Origin of the sequence: Nocardia amamiensis, assembly GCF_015477605.1 — a bacterium.
Classification (GTDB): Bacteria; Actinomycetota; Actinomycetes; order Mycobacteriales; family Mycobacteriaceae; genus Nocardia; species Nocardia amamiensis_A.
This window is the reverse complement of record NZ_JADLQX010000010.1, coordinates 47413-66457: the sequence shown is the minus strand read 5'-3', so window position 1 is coordinate 66457 and position 19045 is coordinate 47413. Positions and strand designations below refer to the sequence as shown.

12 protein-coding genes are annotated in these 19045 nt (G+C 69.9%); all 12 read left to right on the top strand.

What is annotated here, in order from left to right; genetic code table 11:
- Positions 1-56 precede the first annotated feature (56 nt).
- Positions 57-1748: an AMP-dependent synthetase/ligase gene (locus IU459_RS15075; RefSeq protein ID WP_324198877.1), complete on the top strand. Its 1692-nt coding sequence runs from the start codon at positions 57-59 to the stop codon at positions 1746-1748.
- Between the two features lie 96 nt (positions 1749-1844).
- A complete protein-coding gene (locus IU459_RS15070; RefSeq protein ID WP_228837959.1) occupies positions 1845-3104 on the top strand; it encodes an NAD(P)/FAD-dependent oxidoreductase in 1260 nt (419 codons plus the stop codon).
- Positions 3101-3706 carry an SGNH/GDSL hydrolase family protein gene (locus tag IU459_RS15065; RefSeq protein WP_195130151.1) on the top strand — a complete coding sequence of 202 codons (606 nt, stop codon included), beginning with the start codon at positions 3101-3103 and terminating at the stop codon, positions 3704-3706. The genes IU459_RS15070 and IU459_RS15065 overlap by 4 nt, the downstream gene beginning before the upstream one ends.
- Before the next feature lie 29 nt (positions 3707-3735).
- Positions 3736-10422 carry an SDR family NAD(P)-dependent oxidoreductase gene (locus tag IU459_RS15060; RefSeq protein ID WP_324198876.1) on the top strand — a complete coding sequence of 2229 codons (6687 nt, stop codon included), beginning with the start codon at positions 3736-3738 and terminating at the stop codon, positions 10420-10422.
- Between the two features lie 419 nt (positions 10423-10841).
- Entirely contained in the window at positions 10842-12932 is a 2091-nt protein-coding gene (locus IU459_RS15055) for a beta-hydroxydecanoyl-ACP dehydratase (RefSeq protein WP_228837958.1), read from the top strand.
- Positions 12932-13105 (top strand): hypothetical protein, encoded by a 174-nt coding sequence (locus IU459_RS15050; protein ID WP_195130150.1) that lies wholly within the window; start codon positions 12932-12934, stop codon positions 13103-13105. Before IU459_RS15055 ends, IU459_RS15050 begins: the two co-directional genes overlap by 1 nt.
- Positions 13102-13290 (top strand): hypothetical protein, encoded by a 189-nt coding sequence (locus IU459_RS15045; RefSeq protein WP_195130149.1) that lies wholly within the window; start codon positions 13102-13104, stop codon positions 13288-13290. Before IU459_RS15050 ends, IU459_RS15045 begins: the two co-directional genes overlap by 4 nt.
- Positions 13287-14855: a PfaD family polyunsaturated fatty acid/polyketide biosynthesis protein gene (locus IU459_RS15040; RefSeq protein ID WP_195130148.1), complete on the top strand. Its 1569-nt coding sequence runs from the start codon at positions 13287-13289 to the stop codon at positions 14853-14855. Before IU459_RS15045 ends, IU459_RS15040 begins: the two co-directional genes overlap by 4 nt.
- On the top strand, positions 14852-16537 hold the full coding sequence (gene accD, locus IU459_RS15035; protein WP_195130147.1) for an acetyl-CoA carboxylase, carboxyltransferase subunit beta: 1686 nt from the start codon (positions 14852-14854) through the stop codon (positions 16535-16537). Before IU459_RS15040 ends, accD begins: the two co-directional genes overlap by 4 nt.
- Before the next feature lie 116 nt (positions 16538-16653).
- The gene (locus IU459_RS15030; RefSeq protein WP_195130146.1) at positions 16654-17184 is read left to right on the top strand and encodes an acetyl-CoA carboxylase biotin carboxyl carrier protein; all 531 of its coding nucleotides are present in this window, start codon (positions 16654-16656) and stop codon (positions 17182-17184) included.
- Positions 17181-18557: an acetyl-CoA carboxylase biotin carboxylase subunit gene (locus IU459_RS15025; protein ID WP_324198875.1), complete on the top strand. Its 1377-nt coding sequence runs from the start codon at positions 17181-17183 to the stop codon at positions 18555-18557. The genes IU459_RS15030 and IU459_RS15025 overlap by 4 nt, the downstream gene beginning before the upstream one ends.
- Positions 18558-18758: 201 nt before the next feature.
- A complete protein-coding gene (locus tag IU459_RS15020; protein WP_195130145.1) occupies positions 18759-18971 on the top strand; it encodes a hypothetical protein in 213 nt (70 codons plus the stop codon).
- Positions 18972-19045: the final 74 nt, after the last annotated feature.

Genomic DNA, 19045 nt, shown 5'->3' with positions numbered 1-19045 from the left:
GGAACCGCAATGGCGACAGACCTGTAATTCGCTGTCGGCGACGAGAATTCGACATTGTGAACACAGTGTCTGTCACCGCGGTCTCGGTCAGTGAAAATGGATACGATCTTTCCGACACCGCGAGTTTGTACTCGGTGATTTCCGGCGCCGCCGCCGACCAGCCGGATCGGCTTTCGCTGTGCGACGCCGACGGAACGCAACTGACCTGCGCCGAGGTCGATCGCCGGGCCAGGGCGGTTGCCTCGGCGCTGGTCGCGCGCGGCGTCGCGGCAGGCGATCGGGTCGCGGTGCTCGGCCGGACGAACCTGGCCTGGGCGCTGCTGGATTGCGCGCTGCTGGCGATCGGGGCGGTGGTGGTCCCGGTGTATCCCACCTCCTCGCACAGCCAGATCGAGCACATCCTGCGCGACAGCGGGAGCGCCTACTTCGCCGCCGAGAGCGCCGAAGACGCCGAACGGCTGTGCGCCGCGGGCGCAGGGGAGGTCTGGACCTTCGAGCAGGTCGCGGAATGGGCTGTCGGCGAGATCGATCCGGGAATCGAGGACCGCATCGACGCCGTGCGGCCGAACGACCTGGCGATGATCGTGTACACCAGCGGCACCACGGGTGTGTCGAAGGGATGCCTGATCACCCACCGCAACATGTTCGTGTCCTCGGCCAACACGGTCCGTCAGACCGGGGATGTGTTCGACGGGACAACCGTCCTGGCGCTGCCGCTGTCGCACGTGTTCGGGCAGACCATCCTGTTCGCCTGCCTGTTCGGCGGCAGCCGAACCCACCTGCTGCCGGGCATACCGGACCTGGTGCCCGTGCTGCCGACGCTGAGGCCGACCTTCCTGGCCATGATTCCGTACGGCATGGAGAAGATCCGCAAGTATTGCCGCACCCTGCTCAGCGAGGCCGAGGAGCGGGAAGCGGTCGAGCGCGGTCTCGACCTGATGCGGGCGCGGAAGACACCGGACCCCGTGACGCACCCGGTGGCGGCCGCGCTCGGCGGCGAGCTCAGATACGTCATCTCCGGCGGCGCCTCGCTGGACGACTCGACCGTCGGGTTCTACGCGGCCTTCGGCGTGGTGCTGCTGAACTGCTACGGGCTCACCGAAGCCGCCACCGCCGTGACGGTCAGCGCCCCGGAGACCAACCGGCTCGGCACGGTCGGCAGGCCGATCCCGGGCACGTCGGTGGCTATCGCCGAGGAAGACGGCGAGGTGCTGGTCGGGGGCCCGCACGTGTCGCCGGGCTATTGGGGCGCGGCCGCCGACCAGACGCCGGTGGACGCGGAAGGCTGGCTGCACACCGGTGACATCGGGGAACTCGACGACGACGGCTTCCTGCGGATCACCGGACGCAAGAAGGAGATCCTGGTGACCTCCGGCGGCAAGAACGTCGCCCCTACACCGCTGGAGGACCGAATCCGGCTGCATCCGTTGGTGTCCAACTGCATGGTGCTCGGCGACGGCCGCGACTTCGTCGCCGCGCTGGTGACCCTGGACCCGGTGCAGGTGGAACGCTGGCGAGCCGCCGAACCGGACGGTGATCTCACCGCCGCCGTCCAATCCGCCGTCGACGACGCGAATTCTCTCGTCTCCCGCGCGGAATCGATTCGAGCATTCCGGATCGTGGACGGTGATTTCACGGTCGAAGGCGGATTGTCGACTTCGTCACGAAAACTGCGCCGCGCCGCGATCGCCGAGGCCTATGCGGCGGATATCGAACTGCTGTATTCGGCGCCGCGACCCGCACGATAGCCGCAACCGATCGGCCGATGAATCACGGCCCGTCGCGGTGGTTGTCCGCGCGCGGCGGCCACAGACTCGAAATCGGAATTCGACTACCGGAAAGTGATGCGAACAATGTACGACGTCATCGTTGTCGGAACCCGGGTGGCGGGCTCCCCTCTTGCCATGTTGCTCGCCAGGAAGGGCTACCAGGTGCTCGCCGTCGACCGCGCGAGCTTCCCGAGCGACACCCCGTCGACCCACTACATCCACCAGGCCGGGCTGGGTTTCCTGAAGTCCTGGGGCCTGCTGGACGAGGTCGTCGCCACCGGGTGCCCGCCGATCCGGCACCTGAACTTCTCCTACACCGACATCGTCATCAACGGCATGGCCGACCCGTCCGCCGACGGCATCGACGCCGTCTACTGCCCGCGCCGCACGGTGCTGGACAAGATCCTGGTCGAGGCCGCGGGCAACGCCGGCGTCGAGGTCATCCAGGGATTCACCGTCTCGGAGCTGGTGTTCGACGGCGACCGCGTGGCCGGCATCCGCGGCGCGGTCGGCGACGGCGCCGAACAGGAGTTCCGCGCGAAGCTGGTGGTCGGCGCCGACGGCTCGAACTCGATGGTGGCCAAGGCGGTCGGCGCGCAGGAGTACGAGGGCTCGCCCGCGGCGTGCTTCATCTACTACTCCTACTACGAGGGCGTGGACTGGGGCATGCACCACCGCACCGGTTTCGGGGAGCAGCAGTTCGCGTCCTGGCCGACCAACGACGGGCTCGCGCTGGTCGCGGTCATGCGCAAGCGGGAGCGGTTCCGCGAGTTCCGCGCCGACCCGGACGCCGGCGTGCAGGAGATCGTCGCGCAGATCGACCCGGAAATCGGTGCGCGCCTGCGTGATACCGGCAAGCGGGTGGAGCAGTTCCGCCCGATGCTGTACCCGGACAACTACCGCCGTCAGTCCTACGGTCCCGGCTGGGCGCTGGTCGGCGACGCCGCCTACCACAAGGACCCGTTCACCGGCTGGGGCATCACCGACGCGTTCAAGTACGCGCAGCTGCTGGCCGACCTCGTGGATGAAGGTTTGTCCGGCGCCCGCCCGATGGACGAGGTGATGGCCGAGTACCAGCGCGAGCGCGACGCGCAGAGCGCGAGCACTTACGAGCTGACCCAGAGCATTTCGGAGCTCTCGCTGACCCCGTACTACGACTCGGTGTTCCGCGCGACCTCGATGGACGCCGACTACATCAAGCACTTCTTCGGGCTGATCGCCGGAATCTACTCGCCGGACAAGTACTTCGGCGAGGAAGAGCTTTCCGCGCTGTACGAGAAGGTGAACTTCCCCATGGCGGCCCGGCACGTCACGAAGGACGGAGTCACCGCATGAGTGCCCCGGTGCTGACCGCGCTGGGCGACAGCTTCGTCGAAGGGCGCGGCGACGCCGCGCCCGGCGGCGGCTACCGCGGCTGGGTGCCGCGCCTCGGTGGCCAGCTCGGCCTGCGACCCGCGGCGGTGCGCAACTTCGGCGAGCACGGCGCCACGACCACCGTGGTGCTGGAAGTCCAACTGCGACAGGCCGTTTCGACCCGATCCAGCCTCTACGGCGTCGTGGTCGGCGTGAACGATCTGGTGAGCGAATTCGACGCGGATCGGTTCGCGCGCAACGTCGCCGAGCTGTTCGGCACGCTGCGCGCGGGCGGAGCGACGGTCTTCACCGCAAGCTACCCCGATATCCCGGCCCGCCTGCCGGTGCCGGATGGTTTCCGCGCACTGCTGCGCGAACGGTTCGACTTCGCCAACGCGGTGCTCGCCGACGTCGTCGCCGACACCGGCACGCTGCTGCTCGACATCGCCGCCCAGCCCGAATGGGAACGGCCGGAGGTGTGGACCGCCGACGGCCTGCACCCGAGTTCGCTCGGCCACCGCCTGTTCGCGGCGGGTGCGGCCGAGCTGATCGCGTCGAGCACCGCGACCACCGTCGCCGCTTGATCTCCCACCCCGGTTCGAGAGGAAATTTCGTGACAGACGACAGACGCCTGGCGCGCAACCCGATCGCCATCGTCGGCATGTCCGGCCTGCTGCCCAACGCGCACAACCATCGAGAGTACTGGCAGAACATCGTCGACGGCGTTGACTGCACCGCCGAGGTCCCCGCGTCACGCTGGAGCCTGGACGACTACTTCGACCCGGACCCCGCGACGCCGGACAAGACCTACTCGCGCCGGGGTGCGTTCCTGCCCGACATCGAGTTCGACCCGCTGGAATTCGGGCTGCCGCCCAACCAGCTCGAGGTCACCAGCACGATGCAGACGCTCAGCCTGGGCGTCGCGCGGGACCTGCTGCGCGACGCGGGGGCGGTGGATTCCGCCTGGTACGACCCGAGCCGCACCGGCGTCGTGCTCGGCACCACCGGCCCGGTGCCGCTCATGCACCCCTTGGCGGCGCGGTTGTCCACGCCGGTGCTGAAGGAGGCGGCGCGCTCGGTCGGTCTGTCCGACACCGATGCCGACGCCATCGCCGACCGGTTCGTCGCGGCGTTCGCGCCGTGGGAGGCGAACTCGTTCCCGGGGCTGCTGGCCAACATCACCGCGGGCCGGGTGGCCAACCGTCTCGGCCTCGGCGGCATCAACTGCACCGTCGACGCGGCCTGCGCGGCTTCGCTGGCCGCATTGCGCACCGCCATCGCCGAACTCCAGGACGGCCGGGCGGACATGATGATCACCGGTGGCGTGGACACCGAGAACACCATCTTCATCTACATGTGCTTCAGCAAGGTCGGCGCGCTGTCGTCCAGCGGGCGGATCAGCCCGTTCGCCGCCGACGCCAACGGCACGCTGCTCGGTGAGGGCATCACCATGCTCGCGCTGCGCAGGCTGGAAGACGCACGCCGCGACGGCAACCGGATCTACGCCGTCATCCGCGGTCTCGGTTCCTCCAGCGACGGTCGCGCCAAGAGCATCTACGCCCCCCGCGCGGGCGGGCAGCGCGTCGCGCTCGACCGGGCCTACGCCGACGCCGAGATCTCGCCCGCCGATGTCGCGCTCATCGAGGCGCACGCCACCGGCACGCCCGTCGGCGACAAGACCGAGCTCACCGCGCTCAAGGAACTGCTCACCGACGCGACGTCCGAGCCCGCGTTCGCCGCGCTGGGCAGCGTGAAGTCGCAGATCGGGCACACCAAGGGCGCCGCGGGCACCGCGAGCGTGATGAAGCTGGCGTTGGCGCTGCATCAGAAAGTGCTGCCCGGCACCATCAACGTGTCCGCGCCAAACGCCGAGATCGCCGCTGCGGACGCGCCGTACTACGTGAACACGCGCACCCGGCCCTGGATCCGCGACCCGCATCGCCCGGTGCGCCGGGCCGCGGCGTCGGCATTCGGGTTCGGCGGCACCAACTTTCACGTCGTGCTGGAGGAGGCGGACGCCGATCGGGGCGCGCACCCGGTGCTGCACCGGACGGCACGCGCGCACCTGTGGCACGCCCCGGACGTCGCGGGTCTGATCGACGCGGTGCGCAGTGTGGCGCCCAGCGACGGCGGTGAGATCCCGGAGCAGCATGGACGGATCGGGTTCGTGTCGGTCGACGAGGAGAACGCCGCGCACCTGCGCACGCTGGCGGTGGATGAACTCGTCCGCAACCCCGAGGCGACCGCCTGGGACCACCCCGAAGGCGTGTACTTCCGGGCGGCCGCCCTGCCTGCTCGCAAGGTCGGCGCGCTGTTCGCGGGGCAGGGCAGCCAGTACGTCGACATGGGTCTGGAGGCGGCGCTGAACAATCCGGCCGTCGGTGCGGCGTTCGACGCGGCCAACGACGCTTTCGCGGGCGCGTCCGTGCGGCTGTCGTCGGTGGTTTTCCCGCCGCCCGCGTTCGACGACGCCGTGGCGGCGCAGCAAGAAGAGGCCCTGCGCCGCACCGAGTTCGCCCAGCCCGCGATCGGCGCGCTGTCGGCGGGGCAGTTCACGGCGTTGTCCGAGTACGGATTCCGCGCCGACGGCTATCTCGGGCACAGCTTCGGTGAGCTGACCGCGCTGTGGGCTTCCGGCGCGCTGGCCACCGCGGACTTCTACGCGCTGGCCCGGGCGCGGGGCGTGGCCATGACGCCCGAGGAGGGGGTCGAGGCGGGCACCATGGTTGCGCTCGGCGCGTCCAGGCAGATCGCGGAGGAACTGCTCGACGGCGTCGACGACGTGTGGATCTGCAATCACAACGCGCCCGACCAGGTCGTCGTCGGCGGCGGGCCGGAGGGGATCGCCGCCGTAGTGGCCCGCTGCGAGGAGCGCGGGGTGGCCACTCGCGCTCTGCCGGTCTCGGGGGCGTTCCACACGCCTTATGTCGCCCACGCCACCGCGGCGTTCGCGCCCGCGGTCGCCGGGGTGCACATCGGCGCGCCCGACGCGCCGGTCTTCGCCAATACTTCCGACGCGCGCTATGGCAGCGATGTCGCGGCCAACCGGGCCGTGCTGACCGAACAGCTCGGCAGACCGGTCGAATTCGTCGCCGCGCTCACCGCGATGCGCGACGCGGGCTGCACGGTGTTCGTGGAGTTCGGGCCGAAGCAGGTGCTGACCTCGCTGGTGCGGCGCACCCTCGGCGACGACGTCGTCGTCATCGCCACCGATTCCGGTCCGATCGGCGACAGCGACCTCGCCTTGGCCCGCGCGGCGGTGCGCCTGGCCGTGCTCGGCTTCGGCCTGCACGGCATCAACCGCCATACCGCCCCCGCGCCGGAGGCCCAGGTCTCCCGCCGCGCGATGACGGTGACGCTGTCGGCCCCCGAATACGTGCCCGAGACCCGCCGCACCGCCTACGCCGCCGCGCTCGACGACGAATACCGGCTCAGCGTCCTCGCGGCTTCCCCCGCTCCGGTCGACAGCGTGGTCGATCACCAGCCCGCCGCCGAAAAGCCGGTCGGGCCACCCGCTTTCACCGCAGCATCGGAGACCACCGTGTATCCCACACCGCAGCCCGGCGACGCCGGTTCGGACGCGCTGGAGAGCGCGCTCGTGCAGCATCTGCACACGCACCGCCAGTTCTTGGACGGCCAGCTGGACATGGCCCGCGGCCTGGCCGGCGCGCTCGGCGACGGCCGGTTGGACGCGGCCACGGTGCGCGCCATCGAGGCGGTGAAGGAGCACGGCGTCGCGATCAGCCACAGCCATGCACGCGCGAGTGAAGTGCTGGCCCAGCTGGTGGAGCTGGAAAGCGGATTCGCTCCCGTTTCGCGGCCTTCGACCCAGGTCACGCGCCCGGCCTCGCCCGCGCCGCGTGCGGCGATCGAGCCCGCACCTGTGCGCCGTCCCCTCGCCACGGCCATGGTCGTGGATGACCACCGTGCCGCGGCTGCGGCGGAAGCCGTTGCAGTACCGGCCACTCCGGAAGCCGTGACGAACGGGCACTCGACGGGAGCCCCGGCCGAGACCCGCGCGGAAGACGGTCAGGTGTCGAGTGAGGCGTTGCGGCGTGCGTTGCGCGAGGTAGTCGCGGAGAAGACCGGTTATCCCGTGGAGATGGTGGATCCGTCGATGGATCTGGAGGCCGATCTCGGTGTGGATTCGATCAAGCGGGTCCAGGTGATCGGCGCGGTGCAGGAACGGTTCCCGCATCTGCCGAACCTCGGCCCCGAGCAGCTGGGCACGGTACGGACGCTGGATCAGGTCGCCGATCTGCTCGGCGGCGCGCCGACCACTGAAACTGTTGAAACGCCTGCGGCCTCGAACGGAAACGCCACCATCGCCGCGGCCGACGGCCAGGTGCCGAGTGATGTGTTGCGGCGTGCGTTGCAGGAGGTGGTCGCGGAGAAGACCGGCTATCCGGTGGAGATGGTGGATCCGTCGATGGATCTGGAGGCCGATCTCGGTGTGGATTCGATCAAACGGGTGCAGGTGATCGGCGCGTTGCAGGAGCGGTTTCCGGACCTACCGAGTCTGGGTCCGGAGCAGCTGGGCACGCTGCGCACACTGGATCAGGTCGCCGACCTGCTCGGCGCGTCCGGCGGTGCGCCGACCAGCACCTCCGCCATGGCGACGAACGGCACAAGCGCGGATGACCGAGTATCCGGCGAGGCCTTGCGGCGTGCGCTGCTGGAGGTGGTCGCGGAGAAGACGGGCTATCCGGTGGAGATGGTGGATCCGTCGATGGATCTGGAGGCCGATCTCGGTGTGGATTCGATCAAACGGGTGCAGGTGATCGGCGCGTTGCAGGAGCGGTTTCCGGACCTACCGAGCCTGGGTCCGGAGCAGCTGGGCACGCTGCGCACACTGGATCAGATCGTGCTGGAACTCGCCGGTGCGGCGGGCGGTGATGTCCACCCAAAAGCTGAGGCCGCGGCGGGAACGTCGCGGCATGCCGTCGAACTCGTCTCCCTGCCGTCGCCGGATCGGGCGGTCGCGCCCTACCGGGCCCGGGCCCGGGCCGTGCTCGTCGACCTGACCGGCGAGCAAGACGCCGACTCGGCCGCGCTCGGCGCGGCGCTGGACGGGCTGGGTTGGACGGTCCGCTACGCGGATTCGGCCGGTGATGTGGACACCGGAGGCGAACCGATCGACCTGTGCCTCGTCCTGGTCGGTGGTTCCGCGGACTGGGAGTCGGCCCGGCGTTCCCTGACCGATTGCATCCTCCTGGCCGGTCGTGCCGTACCACCGCTGCGGCGCGCACCGGGACGGGCGGCCTTCGTGACGGTGACTCGGCTCGACGGGGGACTCGGCTTCCTCGGCGCCGAGCCGGTGCCCGCCCTGCTCGGCGGTGTCGGCGGAGTGGTGAAAACCCTTGTGGCCGAAGAACCCCAGCTGTTCAGCCGGGCGCTCGACATCGCTCCCTCCTGCACGCCTGCTCAGCTGGCCGAGCTCGTGACGGCCGAACTGCTCGACCCGGCCCGCGACACCCATGAGGTCGGCATCGACGCGGCGGGCGTGCGGAGGACCCTGGTGCCGAGCGGGCACGCACCCGCACGATCGGTCACCGCGGTGCGTCCCGGCGCCGAGCAGGAGCCGATGGTGCTCACCGCCGACGACGTGCTGCTGGTCACCGGCGGCGCGCGCGGCGTCACCGCCACTTGCGTCCTGGCGCTCGCCGCGCGGAGCGAGGCGCGTTTCCTGCTCCTCGGCCGATCCGAGCTCGGCACCGAACCCGACTGGGCGGACGGAGTTTCCGATGCGGAGCTCAAGCCTGCCGCGGTGCGCGCGCTGGCCGCTACCGGCGCGACACCACGCGACGTCGAGCGTGCCGTGTCCGGGGTTCGCGCCACCCGGGAGGTCCGGCAGACGCTGGCTGCTCTCGGGTCGCGGGCCGACTACCTCGCCGTCGACGCGACCGACGAGAAAGCGGTCGCCGCGGCCATCGCCCCGTGGCGCGACTCCATCACCGGCGTCGTGCACGGTGCCGGGGTATTGGCCGACTCCGTGATCACGGACAAGACCGCGGAATCCGTCGCCAGGGTGCTCGATCCGAAGATCGGTGGACTCGCCGCGGTGCTCGGCGCGCTCGGGGAGCTACGGCATCTGGTGTTGTTCACGTCGGTGGCCGGGCTGTTCGGCAATGCCGGTCAGGCCGACTACGCGGCCGCGAACGAAGCGCTCTCGCGATTCGCGGCGAGCTGGCGGCGGCACCACCCGGATTGCCATGTCACGGCAATTGATTGGGGTGCATGGGACGGCGGCATGGTCACTCCCGCCCTGCGGGAACACTTCCGCCTCCGCGGTGTCGAACTTTTGGACCCGCAGGCCGGTGCGGCGGCGTTCACGGAGCAATTCACCGCCGCCCGCGCCGCCGACACGGTCGTTCTGATCGGACCTGCGAAGTCGCTGTCGGACACGACGGGTATCGGTACGGCGACCGTGCGTGCCCGGCGAACGATCACCGGGATCACCGGGGATCCGATCATCGCGGCGCACCGGATCGGCGAGCACGTCGTCCTACCCGCCACCTTCGGTCTCGGCGCCATGGTCAATCTGGCCGAACGCGCTCTGCCAGGACGGGTAGTGGTCGGTGTCCGCGACTTCCAGGTGCTCAAAGGGATCGTGTTCGACCATCCGGTCGACGAGCTCGAGCTCGAACTGGCACCGGGGGATAACGCCACGCTGCGAGCGGACAACGCGATCCGCCGTCCGGTCGGCGAACCCGAACCGGGCGAGCAGACGACCACGGTGCATGCGACGGTCCGCGGCGACGACGCGGTCCATTTCCGCGCGACGCTCCTGCTCGCCGACGCCGCGGAGCGCGCGCCGCGACGGCCGGTCCCCGGCGGCCCCGCCGACGACACGGACATCTACCGCGACGCCATCCAGTTCCACGCACCCGCTCTGCAAGGCTTGCGCCGGATTCGGGCGGTCACGGACGACGCGATCGTGTTCGACTGCGAACTACCCGCCGCCACGGTGGCGCGGGGCGCGTACGCCGGGAGGTTGCACGACCCGGTCCTCGCGGACCTGATCCTGCAGGGCCCGCCCGTGCTCGGCTACCGGTTGCTCGGGACGGCCTGCCTGCCGCTCGGTGTGGGGCGAGTCGAGTATTACCGGCCGCTCCCCGCGGGCGAGCCTTTCGTGCTCATCGTGGACAACCCGCGGCCCGGTCGTTTCGACGCCCGGATCGACGCCACCGCGACGACGGCGGATGGCGAAGTGTTGCAACGTTTCTCGGACGTCACCGTGGTGACGACTCCTGATCTGACGGAGAAATTCCAGACCTCGGTGAGGCGGTGGATGGCATGACAACGCTGGAGTTCGACGGTGTTCCGTTCGATCCGGTAACCGCACCGGCCGCGCCGGCGGCGATGGTGCGCGGAAGCGAAGAGGGTCGGCCTCTGCGACGCGCGGATTCCGATACTGCATTTTCCGGGTCGGTCAACGACCATCGGCCAGCTACCGGAACCGGCAGTGCAACAATGGATCTCGCATACGCAGAAACGGATCAGGATAGCGTCGACGGTCAGCCGCCGCGCCGAGCAGGTTCCGGCATCGATGTCGCGCATCGGGGACACAGCGAAGATCTTGCGGATGCTGCCGGATTACCCAATGCAGCCTCGGAAACGGAGCAGGGGAGTGTCGGCGGTCAGCGGCCGCGCCGAGTAGGTTCCGGCCTCGACGATGCACATCGAGGACACGGTGACCACCGTGCGGACGCTCCGGGAATGCTCAGCGCAGCAATGCATCCCGCATCCTCGGAGGCCGAAGGCGATTCGCTCGCATCTCCGGCGCGCACGGAGGCCTCCGATCCATTCGAGGTGGCCGATCGGTCGGCGAGTCCGCTCGCCGAGATCCGCTCCGGTGTCGTCGCGGCACACCGGGCGGCACTGAGCGCACAGCTGGCCATGCAACGGGCAGTGTGGCAGCGGGCCCTGCGTCGAACGACGGCGGCAACCGAACCGAACGCGACCGAGCATGAAAGCGGCGTCGGGCTCGGTTCGTCCGTCAGCGGTAGCGGTCACTTGCCCGCCCATGACGAACCAGCGCACCGGCGACCGCAGCATGGTCGCGACCACGACGGCCCGCACTTGCGGCGCGGCAACCACCCACAGCGGGGCGCTGAAGATTCGCTCTTTTCGACGCCCGGCGACGACTCGCAGACACCTGTCGGGGTGGCCGCCGCGGAGTCGGCGTTCAAGCCGCTGGCCCGCACCGATCGCATCGGCCTGGATCCAGCCGCGCTCACCCGCCTCGCCGAAGGCGATCTGACCGGCGTATTCGGACCGGCGTACCGGCGTCCCGGAGTCGAGTCGGCGGCCAGGCTCGCCGAATCGGGGCCGCTCGCCCTCACCGAGGTCACCGAGATCGCGCTGTACGGCGGCAGGGGCAACGGCAGCGTCACGGCACGGTTCGAGGGTGACTCGCGCGCCGCGGCGATTCAGGCCGCGGAGGTGTTCGCCCTGTACCTCGGCATGCCGCTGGTGCTGTCGGGTAGCTCGCTGGTCGCCGAGTGCACCGGTGCAGTAGAGGGCGCCGGGTCCGGCACGATCACACTGACCGTGACCGCTCTCGACTTGGTGCCGCGACCGCACGTCACCGGGACAGCGATCGTGACCGGCGCGCAGGGCGAAATCGACGTCACGGTCACGGTGACCGAACGCCCCGGCAGCGGTGTCGGCCCGGGGCAGGTCTCGGAAAGCCTGCTGCTCAACGAGTTCCATATGGCTCATCTCGCCCGCGGTGACCAGGCCGTCGCCATGGGCCCGGAATTCGCCCCGTACACCGGCGTGCGGGCGACCAGGCTGCCGACCGGCGGCCTGCTGCTGGTCGACCGGGTGCTCGACTTCGATGGCAGCCGCGGTCAGCTGGACGGAGCCGCTTACACCACCGAATACGATTCGCCCGCGGACTCCTGGTACTACGCCGACACCGCCAACGAGTCGATGCCGCACTTCGTCTACATGGAGACCTCACTCCAGGCGGCGCTGCTGATGGGCTACTACGCGGGCCCCACGCTCACCCAGCCCGGCACCACGCTGAGCCTGCGCAACCTCGGCGGCACCGCCACCGTGCTGCGGCGGATCGATCTGCGGGGCAAGACGATCCACCAGTCGTCCCGGATGCTGTCGACCACTATCCTGCCCGGTTCGTCGCTGCAGACCTTCGACTACACGCTCAGCGTGGACGGCGAACCGTTCTACACGGGCGAGACGATGTTCGGCTACTTCAGCGACCAGGCCCTGGCCAACCAGACCGGCCTGGACGCGGGCCGCGCGGTGCCGACCTGGCTGGCGGAGAACCCCGCCGCGCGGCTGCGCACTATCGACGTCGCCGCCCGGCGCGCCGACCCGAATGCCCAGCTGTGCGCCCGGAACACGCTCGCGCTGATCGACCGGGTCGACGTGGTCGACGGCGGCGGCAGATACGCAGCGGGATATCTGCATTCGCTGCGCGAAATCGACCCGTCGGACTGGTACTTCACCCGACACTTCCACCTCGACCCGGTGATCCCGGGGTCGCTGGGAGTGGAATCGGTGATCCACGCGATCCAGGAGTGGATGATCGACGCCGGATTCGCCGACACGATCGGCGATCCGGTCTTCCGCATCCCCGCCGATATCCCGTTCCGCTGGCGCTACCGCGGGCAGTTCCTGCCCACCGACGGCACCGTCGAACTCGAAGCGCACATCAAGGAGGTCCGTCGCGGCCCGGATCGGGTCACCGTGATCGCCGACGGCTCGTTGTGGAAGCCGGGACTGCGCATCTACGAATTGCTCGACCTCGCGGTCGAACTCGGCGAACGGAAGGAACGGTGATGACGACCCCGATCGGCGTCGCCGCCGCGACCGCAGACGATGTCGCGACCGACTCGGGCCGCCCACGCTGGATCGTGCGGCACGGCGGCTGCGTGGGTGCGACCTCCGACAAGCGGATGGCGGAACTCGCCGACGATCCGCTCGAACCCGGCAAGGGGAGGGAGCGGCGATGACCACGACCCGGATCAGCGTCGCCGCGACCGTCGACGGTGTCGCGACCGTGCTGTGGGAGCTGGGCCCGCGCCGGACCATGCGTCACGGCGGCCGGGTGAGCGCGATCTCTGACAAGCGGATCGCCGAACTCGCCGGACCGCTCGATCTCTTGGTCGAACTCGGCAAGCGGAGGGAGCGGCGATGACCACGTCCCCGATCAGCGCGGTCGCGGAGACCGCCGACGACATCACCGCCGTGCTGCTGAACCTGAATCGCCCGTGCTGGATAGTGCGGCACGAGGGCCGGGTCGGCGCGACATCCGACGAGCGGATCGCGGCACACGCCGATGTCCTGGCCGCGGTCGCGCCACTGCCGCTCGAGCAGTTGGGTGACCGGCGTTTCGCCGCAGCCCACGGTGTGCGCGCGGCCTATGCCGCCGGTGCCATGGCCAACGGGATCGCCTCGCCCGCATTGGTTTCAGCGATGGCACAGGCGGGATATCTCGCCTCCTACGGTGCCGCGGGCGTGCCACCCAGCGCGGTCGACACGGCATTGGCCGACTTGAGCCGCACGCTGGTGGGAAAGCCGTTCGCGTGCAACCTGATCCACAGTCCATCCGAGCCCGCATTGGAGCGCGCGATCGTGGACGCGTGCCTGCGTCATCAGGTTCGGTGCGTGGAAGCGTCGGCGTTCATGGGTCTGACCGGTGAGGTCGTGCGCTACCGCGCCATGGGACTCGCCGTCGACCGACAGGGCCGAATCGAGATACGGAACCGGTTGATCGCCAAAGTCTCCCGGGTCGAGGTGGCCGAGTTGTTCCTGCGTCCGGCCCCCGAGCGGCTGCTGCGCGGATTGGTCGAGTCCGGTGAGCTGACGCCGGAGCAGGCCCGTCTCGCCGAACAGGCTCCGATGGCCGACGACATCACCGCCGAAGCCGACTCCGGCGGGCACACCGATCGCAGGCCGCTGCCGGTGCTGCTGCCGGAGCTGATCGCGACGCGGGACCGCCTCGCCCGCACCGTGCCCGCCGCCGCGGCGGTCCGCGTCGGCGCGGCGGGCGGCATCGGTACCCCCGCCGCCGCGGCCGCGGCCTTCGCCATGGGCGCCGCCTACGTGGTGAGCGGTTCGGTCAATCAGGCCACCCGGGAAGCGGCTCAGTGCGACGCCACCAAACAGCTGCTCGCCCAAGCGGATTTCGCCGACTGTGCCATGTCGCCGTCCTCGGACATGTTCGAGCTCGGCGTCCAGGTGCAGGTGCTGCGCCGAGGCACCATGTTCGCCGCCCGCGCGCAGCGGCTCTACGACACCTATCGCGCGTACGACGGCATCGACGACCTCCCGGCCGACCTGCGCCGCGATCTCGAGGCCACGCTGTTCCGGCGACCGCTCGACGCGGTGTGGGCCGACTGCGTCACGTATTTCACCGAACGCGATCCGGCCCAGCTGGTCGGCGCGGAAGCGGAGCCGAAACGCAAGATGGCGCTGGTGTTCCGGTGGTATCTGGGGCTGTCGTCGGGGTGGAGCATCCGCGGCGAGGCCGATCGCGTCGCCGACTATCAGATCTGGTGCGGACCCGCGATGGGCGGGTTCAACAACTGGGTGGCCGGCACCTACCTGGCGGCACCGCGCAACCGGCACGTCGCCGACATCGCCGATCAGATGATGCTGGGCGCGGCCTACCTGACCCGGGTCGCCCAGCTGCGCACCGCGGGCGTGCGGTTGCCCGCCGACTGCGCCCGGTTCGTGCCCCGACCGAGGGAGGAACGATGACCACGCTCGAGACCGGCTCGGACACCCGGGCCTCCTGGATGGTGTGCCCTTCCTGCGCCACCATGATCTACGCCAAACGCTACGAGCGCGCAGGCCGGGTCTGCCCGGACTGCGACGGCCACGGCATGCTGACGGCCGACCAGCGCGTCGAGGCGCTGCTCGACCCGGGCTCCGCGCAGCACATCGAACCGGCGGCCACCGCGGCGGACCCGCTCGGCTTCAGCGATTCGCGCCCCTATCCCGAGCGGCACGCCGAAGCGCGGCGACGCACCGGACTCACCGACGCCATCCGGTGCGTGCGCGGCACGATCGGCGGCGCGCCGCTGGTGCTGGCGGTGATGGACTTCCGCTTCCTCGGCGGCAGCCTGGGCAGCGCGGTCGGCGAGGCGGTCACCGCCGCGGCCGAAACGGCGCTGGCGGCGCGGGTTCCCCTGGTGCTGGTCACCGCATCGGGCGGCGCCCGCATGCAGGAGGGCATCCTCGCGCTGATGCAGATGGCCAAGACCAGCCAGGCACTGCGCGAACTGGACGACGCGGGCGTGCTGACCATCTCGGTGATCACCGATCCCACCTACGGCGGCGTCGCGGCCTCCTACGCCACCTCCACCGACGTCATCATCGCCGAACCCGGGGCGCGGCTCGGCTTCGCCGGTCCCCGGGTGATCCAGCAGACCATCGGCGAGACGCTGCCAGCCGGATTCCAGACCGCGGAATTCCTGCTCGAACACGGTGTGGTGGACATGATCTGCCACCGCTCGGCGTTGCGGGACCGGTTGGCCCGGTTGCTGGCGCTGGCCGCCGATACTCCGAGCCGCCTCGACCTTGGAGATCTCGACACACCGGTCCGAACCGATGCCGCGGATCTGCCGCCGCGCGAGGCATGGCACAGCGTGCGAGCCGCACGCGAATTGGGCCGGCCGACGACGCTGGACTATCTGGCCGCGTCCTTCGACGAGTTCGTCGAGCTGCACGGTGACCGGCTGTCGGCCGACTGCCCGGCGATGATCACCGCGCTGGCTCGCCTGGACGGCGCGCCCGTCGTGGTGATCGGCACGCAGAAAGGCCATACCGCCACGGAATTGGCGCAGCGCAATTACGGCATGCCGACACCTGCCGGATACCGCAAGTCGGCCCGCGTGCTACGGCTGGCCGCCAAGCTGGGCTTACCGGTGATCACCTTGGTCGACACCGCGGGCGCCTATCCGGGTGTCACCGCCGAGGAGCAGGGACAGGCGGTCGCCATCGCCGAATCGCTGAAACTGCTTGCCGGGCTGCCTGTTCCGATCGTCACGGTGATCACCGGTGAGGGCGGCAGCGGGGGAGCGCTTGCACTCGCGGTGGCCGATCGCGTGATCGTGTGCGAGAACGCGGTCTACTCCGTGATCAGCCCGGAGGGATGCGCCTCCATCCTGTGGAAGGACGCGGCTGCCGCGCCGCGGGCCGCGGCGGCCCTGCGGGTGGACTCGACCTCCCTGCTCGAGCTCGGCGTCGCCGACGCCGTCCTGCCCGAGCCTCCGGGCGGCGCCCACCGCGATCCCGCCGCGGCCGCCGCAGCACTGCGGCTCGCGTTGCGCCACGCGGTCGCCGACCTGAGCGCGCTATCCCTCTCGGAGCTACTCGACCACCGCCACCACCGTTTCCGGGTCTTCGGACTGTCCAGGAACAACCAGGTCTCCCGATGATCGTGTCACTCCCAGCACTGATCGAGGCTGGTGTCTCGATGGTGCTGGCGCGGTTGGCACCTAAGCGATCAGCCACCCCTCACGGCGCCCAGCCTGAACAACCTTATGGAGAAGTGATGACCGAGTCCGTGACCACCGAGCCGGTCGGCCGCGCGCTGAACCCGGTCGACGCCGACCACGCGCTGGCCGTGCTATCGCGTTACGCGCTGGCCGTGCGAGCCGAGACCGCACCGAGCTCCGTGACTGTCGCCAATGGCCCGTTGGTGTTGCGCGTCAGCTGGGACGGGCAGGCTGGGCCGGGCACGCCCGCCACCGTCGCGCCCGTTCCGTCTGTCGCGCCCATTCCCGGGGTGCCTGCCGCGGCCGATGACTCAGCGTCCGCCGAAAAACCTTCGGATGCCGACACTTTCACCGTGAACGCCGAGACCGTCGGCGTCTTCTATCGCGCCCCCGAGCCCGGGGCCGCCCCGTTCGTCACCGAAGGCGACCCGGTGCGGGCCGGTCAGCAGGTCGGCATCGTCGAGGCGATGAAGCTGATGATCCCGGTCACCGCGGCCAGGGAGGGACGGGTGGCGGAATTCCTGGTGGAGAACGGGGAGGCGGTCGAGCACGGCGCGCCGCTGATGGTGCTCGAGGTGGTGCGGTGACCGTGCGCCCGATCCGTAAGGTGCTCGTCGCCAATCGCGGCGAGATCGCCGTGCGGGTCATCCGGACCTGCGCGGAACTCGGCATCGCCACCGTCGCGGTGTATTCCGCGGCCGACGCCGATTCCGCCGCCGTCCGGCTCGCCGATCAGGCGTTCCGGATCGGTCCCGGCCCCGCGAAGCGCAGTTACTCCTATATTCCCGCTGTGATCGAGGCCGCGCGGGCCACCGGCGCCGACGCGATCCACCCCGGATACGGGTTTCTGTCCGAGGACCCGGATTTCGCGGAAGTCTGCGAGGCGGAGGGATTGGTGTTCGTCGGCACGCCCGCCGCGATCATGGCCGATCTCGGCGACAAGTCCACGGCGCGGTCGCTGATGGCGGCGGCCGGGCTGCCGTTGCTGCCCGGCAGCCGCGATCCGCTCGACACGGTGGACGAGGCGCACGCGCTCGCCGACGACATCGGCTATCCGGTGATCATCAAGGCGGTGGCAGGTGGTGGCGGCCGCGGCATGCGCGTCGTGCGGGATTCCGCCGACTTCGCCGCGGCTTGGCAGGAGACCCGCGCGAATGCCACTGCGGTGTTCGGTGACGGCAGGCTCTACGTCGAGCGCTATCTCGACTCGGCCCGGCACATCGAAGTGCAAATTCTCGCCGACCGGCACGGGACGGTGCGGCATCTCGGCGCGCGGGATTGCTCCCTGCAACGGCGGCACCAGAAACTCGTAGAGGAGTCGCCCGCACCCGGTCTGTCCGACGAACTCGTGGCCCGGATCGGCGCCGCCGCCGTGCGCGGCGCGGAAGCCGTCGGCTACGTCGGAGCCGGAACCTTCGAATTCCTCTTGGACCAGCAGGGACGCTTCTACTTCATGGAGGTCAACTGCCGCCTGCAAGTGGAGCATCCGGTCACCGAGATGGTCACCGGAATCGACCTGGTCGCCGAGCAGCTGCGTATCGCCTCCGGCCTGCCGCTGTCGCTGCCCGCCGACGCCGCCACCCCACGCGGGGTGTCCATCGAGTGCCGCATCAACGCCGAGGATCCACAACGCGAATTCGCGCCCGCGCCGGGGACGCTCACCGAATGCACGTTGCCCGGCGGCCCCTTCGTCCGGATCGACACCCATGTCGGCCCCGGCTATGCCGTTCCACCGCATTACGATTCGCTGCTCGCCAAGATCATCGTCTGGGCGCCGGACCGTCCCACTGCCATCGCGCGGATGCGCCGCGCCCTGGCCGAAACCAGGATCCGCGGCCGCGGCATCGCCACCACCACCGACTTTCTGCACGACATCCTCGACCACCCCCGCTTCCGCGCCGCGGACCACGACACCGCCCTCATCAGCACCCTCACCACGGTGTCCCGCGTCGCCTCATGAAAGCCGCCGCCATCGGACGCGGTTGACGGCCCGCGTCCGATGGCGGCGCACCCCCGGCCCCGGTGCTGTCGGAGCTCCGATGGTGTCGACCGCGTGCCGGAGGATTTGTAATGGGCTTTGTAACGGGCGGAGCCTGGCGCTCGATTCAGCCACCGCGGTCATGTTCGTGGCCGAAACCAACTCAAAGAGATCGGGTTTGAGATGATTCGAGTCAATCGCCACATCGTCGCGGGTGCCCTGCTGGCCGGTGCGGTGCTGATGTCCGTCTCTCCTGCGCAGGCTGAGGCACCGCTCCAGCTCGAGCAGGCTCAGGCCCCGGTCGAGCCGCAGGCGATTGGCAATAGCGAGATTTCCAGCGGTTCGGCCGATCTGAACCGCTGGTTCTGCGGCACGATCTGGCGTACCTGCGTCTGATCGCCCGGCGCGCAGAACGACGAAACCCACGGCGGCATCTCGCGCCGTGGGTTTTGCTCTACAACCACGTCGTC

What these genes read in the sequence shown, in the direction of transcription:
- IU459_RS15070 (WP_228837959.1), top strand. Translation starts at nt 1,845, where the DNA reads ATGCGAACAATGTACGACGTCATCGTTGTCGGAACCCGGGTGGCGGGC.
- IU459_RS15065 (WP_195130151.1), top strand. Translation starts at nt 3,101, where the DNA reads ATGAGTGCCCCGGTGCTGACCGCGCTGGGCGACAGCTTCGTCGAAGGG.
- IU459_RS15055 (WP_228837958.1), top strand. Translation starts at nt 10,842, where the DNA reads ATGCTCAGCGCAGCAATGCATCCCGCATCCTCGGAGGCCGAAGGCGAT.
- IU459_RS15050 (WP_195130150.1), top strand. Translation starts at nt 12,932, where the DNA reads ATGACGACCCCGATCGGCGTCGCCGCCGCGACCGCAGACGATGTCGCG.
- IU459_RS15045 (WP_195130149.1), top strand. Translation starts at nt 13,102, where the DNA reads ATGACCACGACCCGGATCAGCGTCGCCGCGACCGTCGACGGTGTCGCG.
- IU459_RS15040 (WP_195130148.1), top strand. Translation starts at nt 13,287, where the DNA reads ATGACCACGTCCCCGATCAGCGCGGTCGCGGAGACCGCCGACGACATC.
- accD (WP_195130147.1), top strand. Translation starts at nt 14,852, where the DNA reads ATGACCACGCTCGAGACCGGCTCGGACACCCGGGCCTCCTGGATGGTG.
- IU459_RS15030 (WP_195130146.1), top strand. Translation starts at nt 16,654, where the DNA reads ATGACCGAGTCCGTGACCACCGAGCCGGTCGGCCGCGCGCTGAACCCG.
- IU459_RS15020 (WP_195130145.1), top strand. Translation starts at nt 18,759, where the DNA reads ATGATTCGAGTCAATCGCCACATCGTCGCGGGTGCCCTGCTGGCCGGT.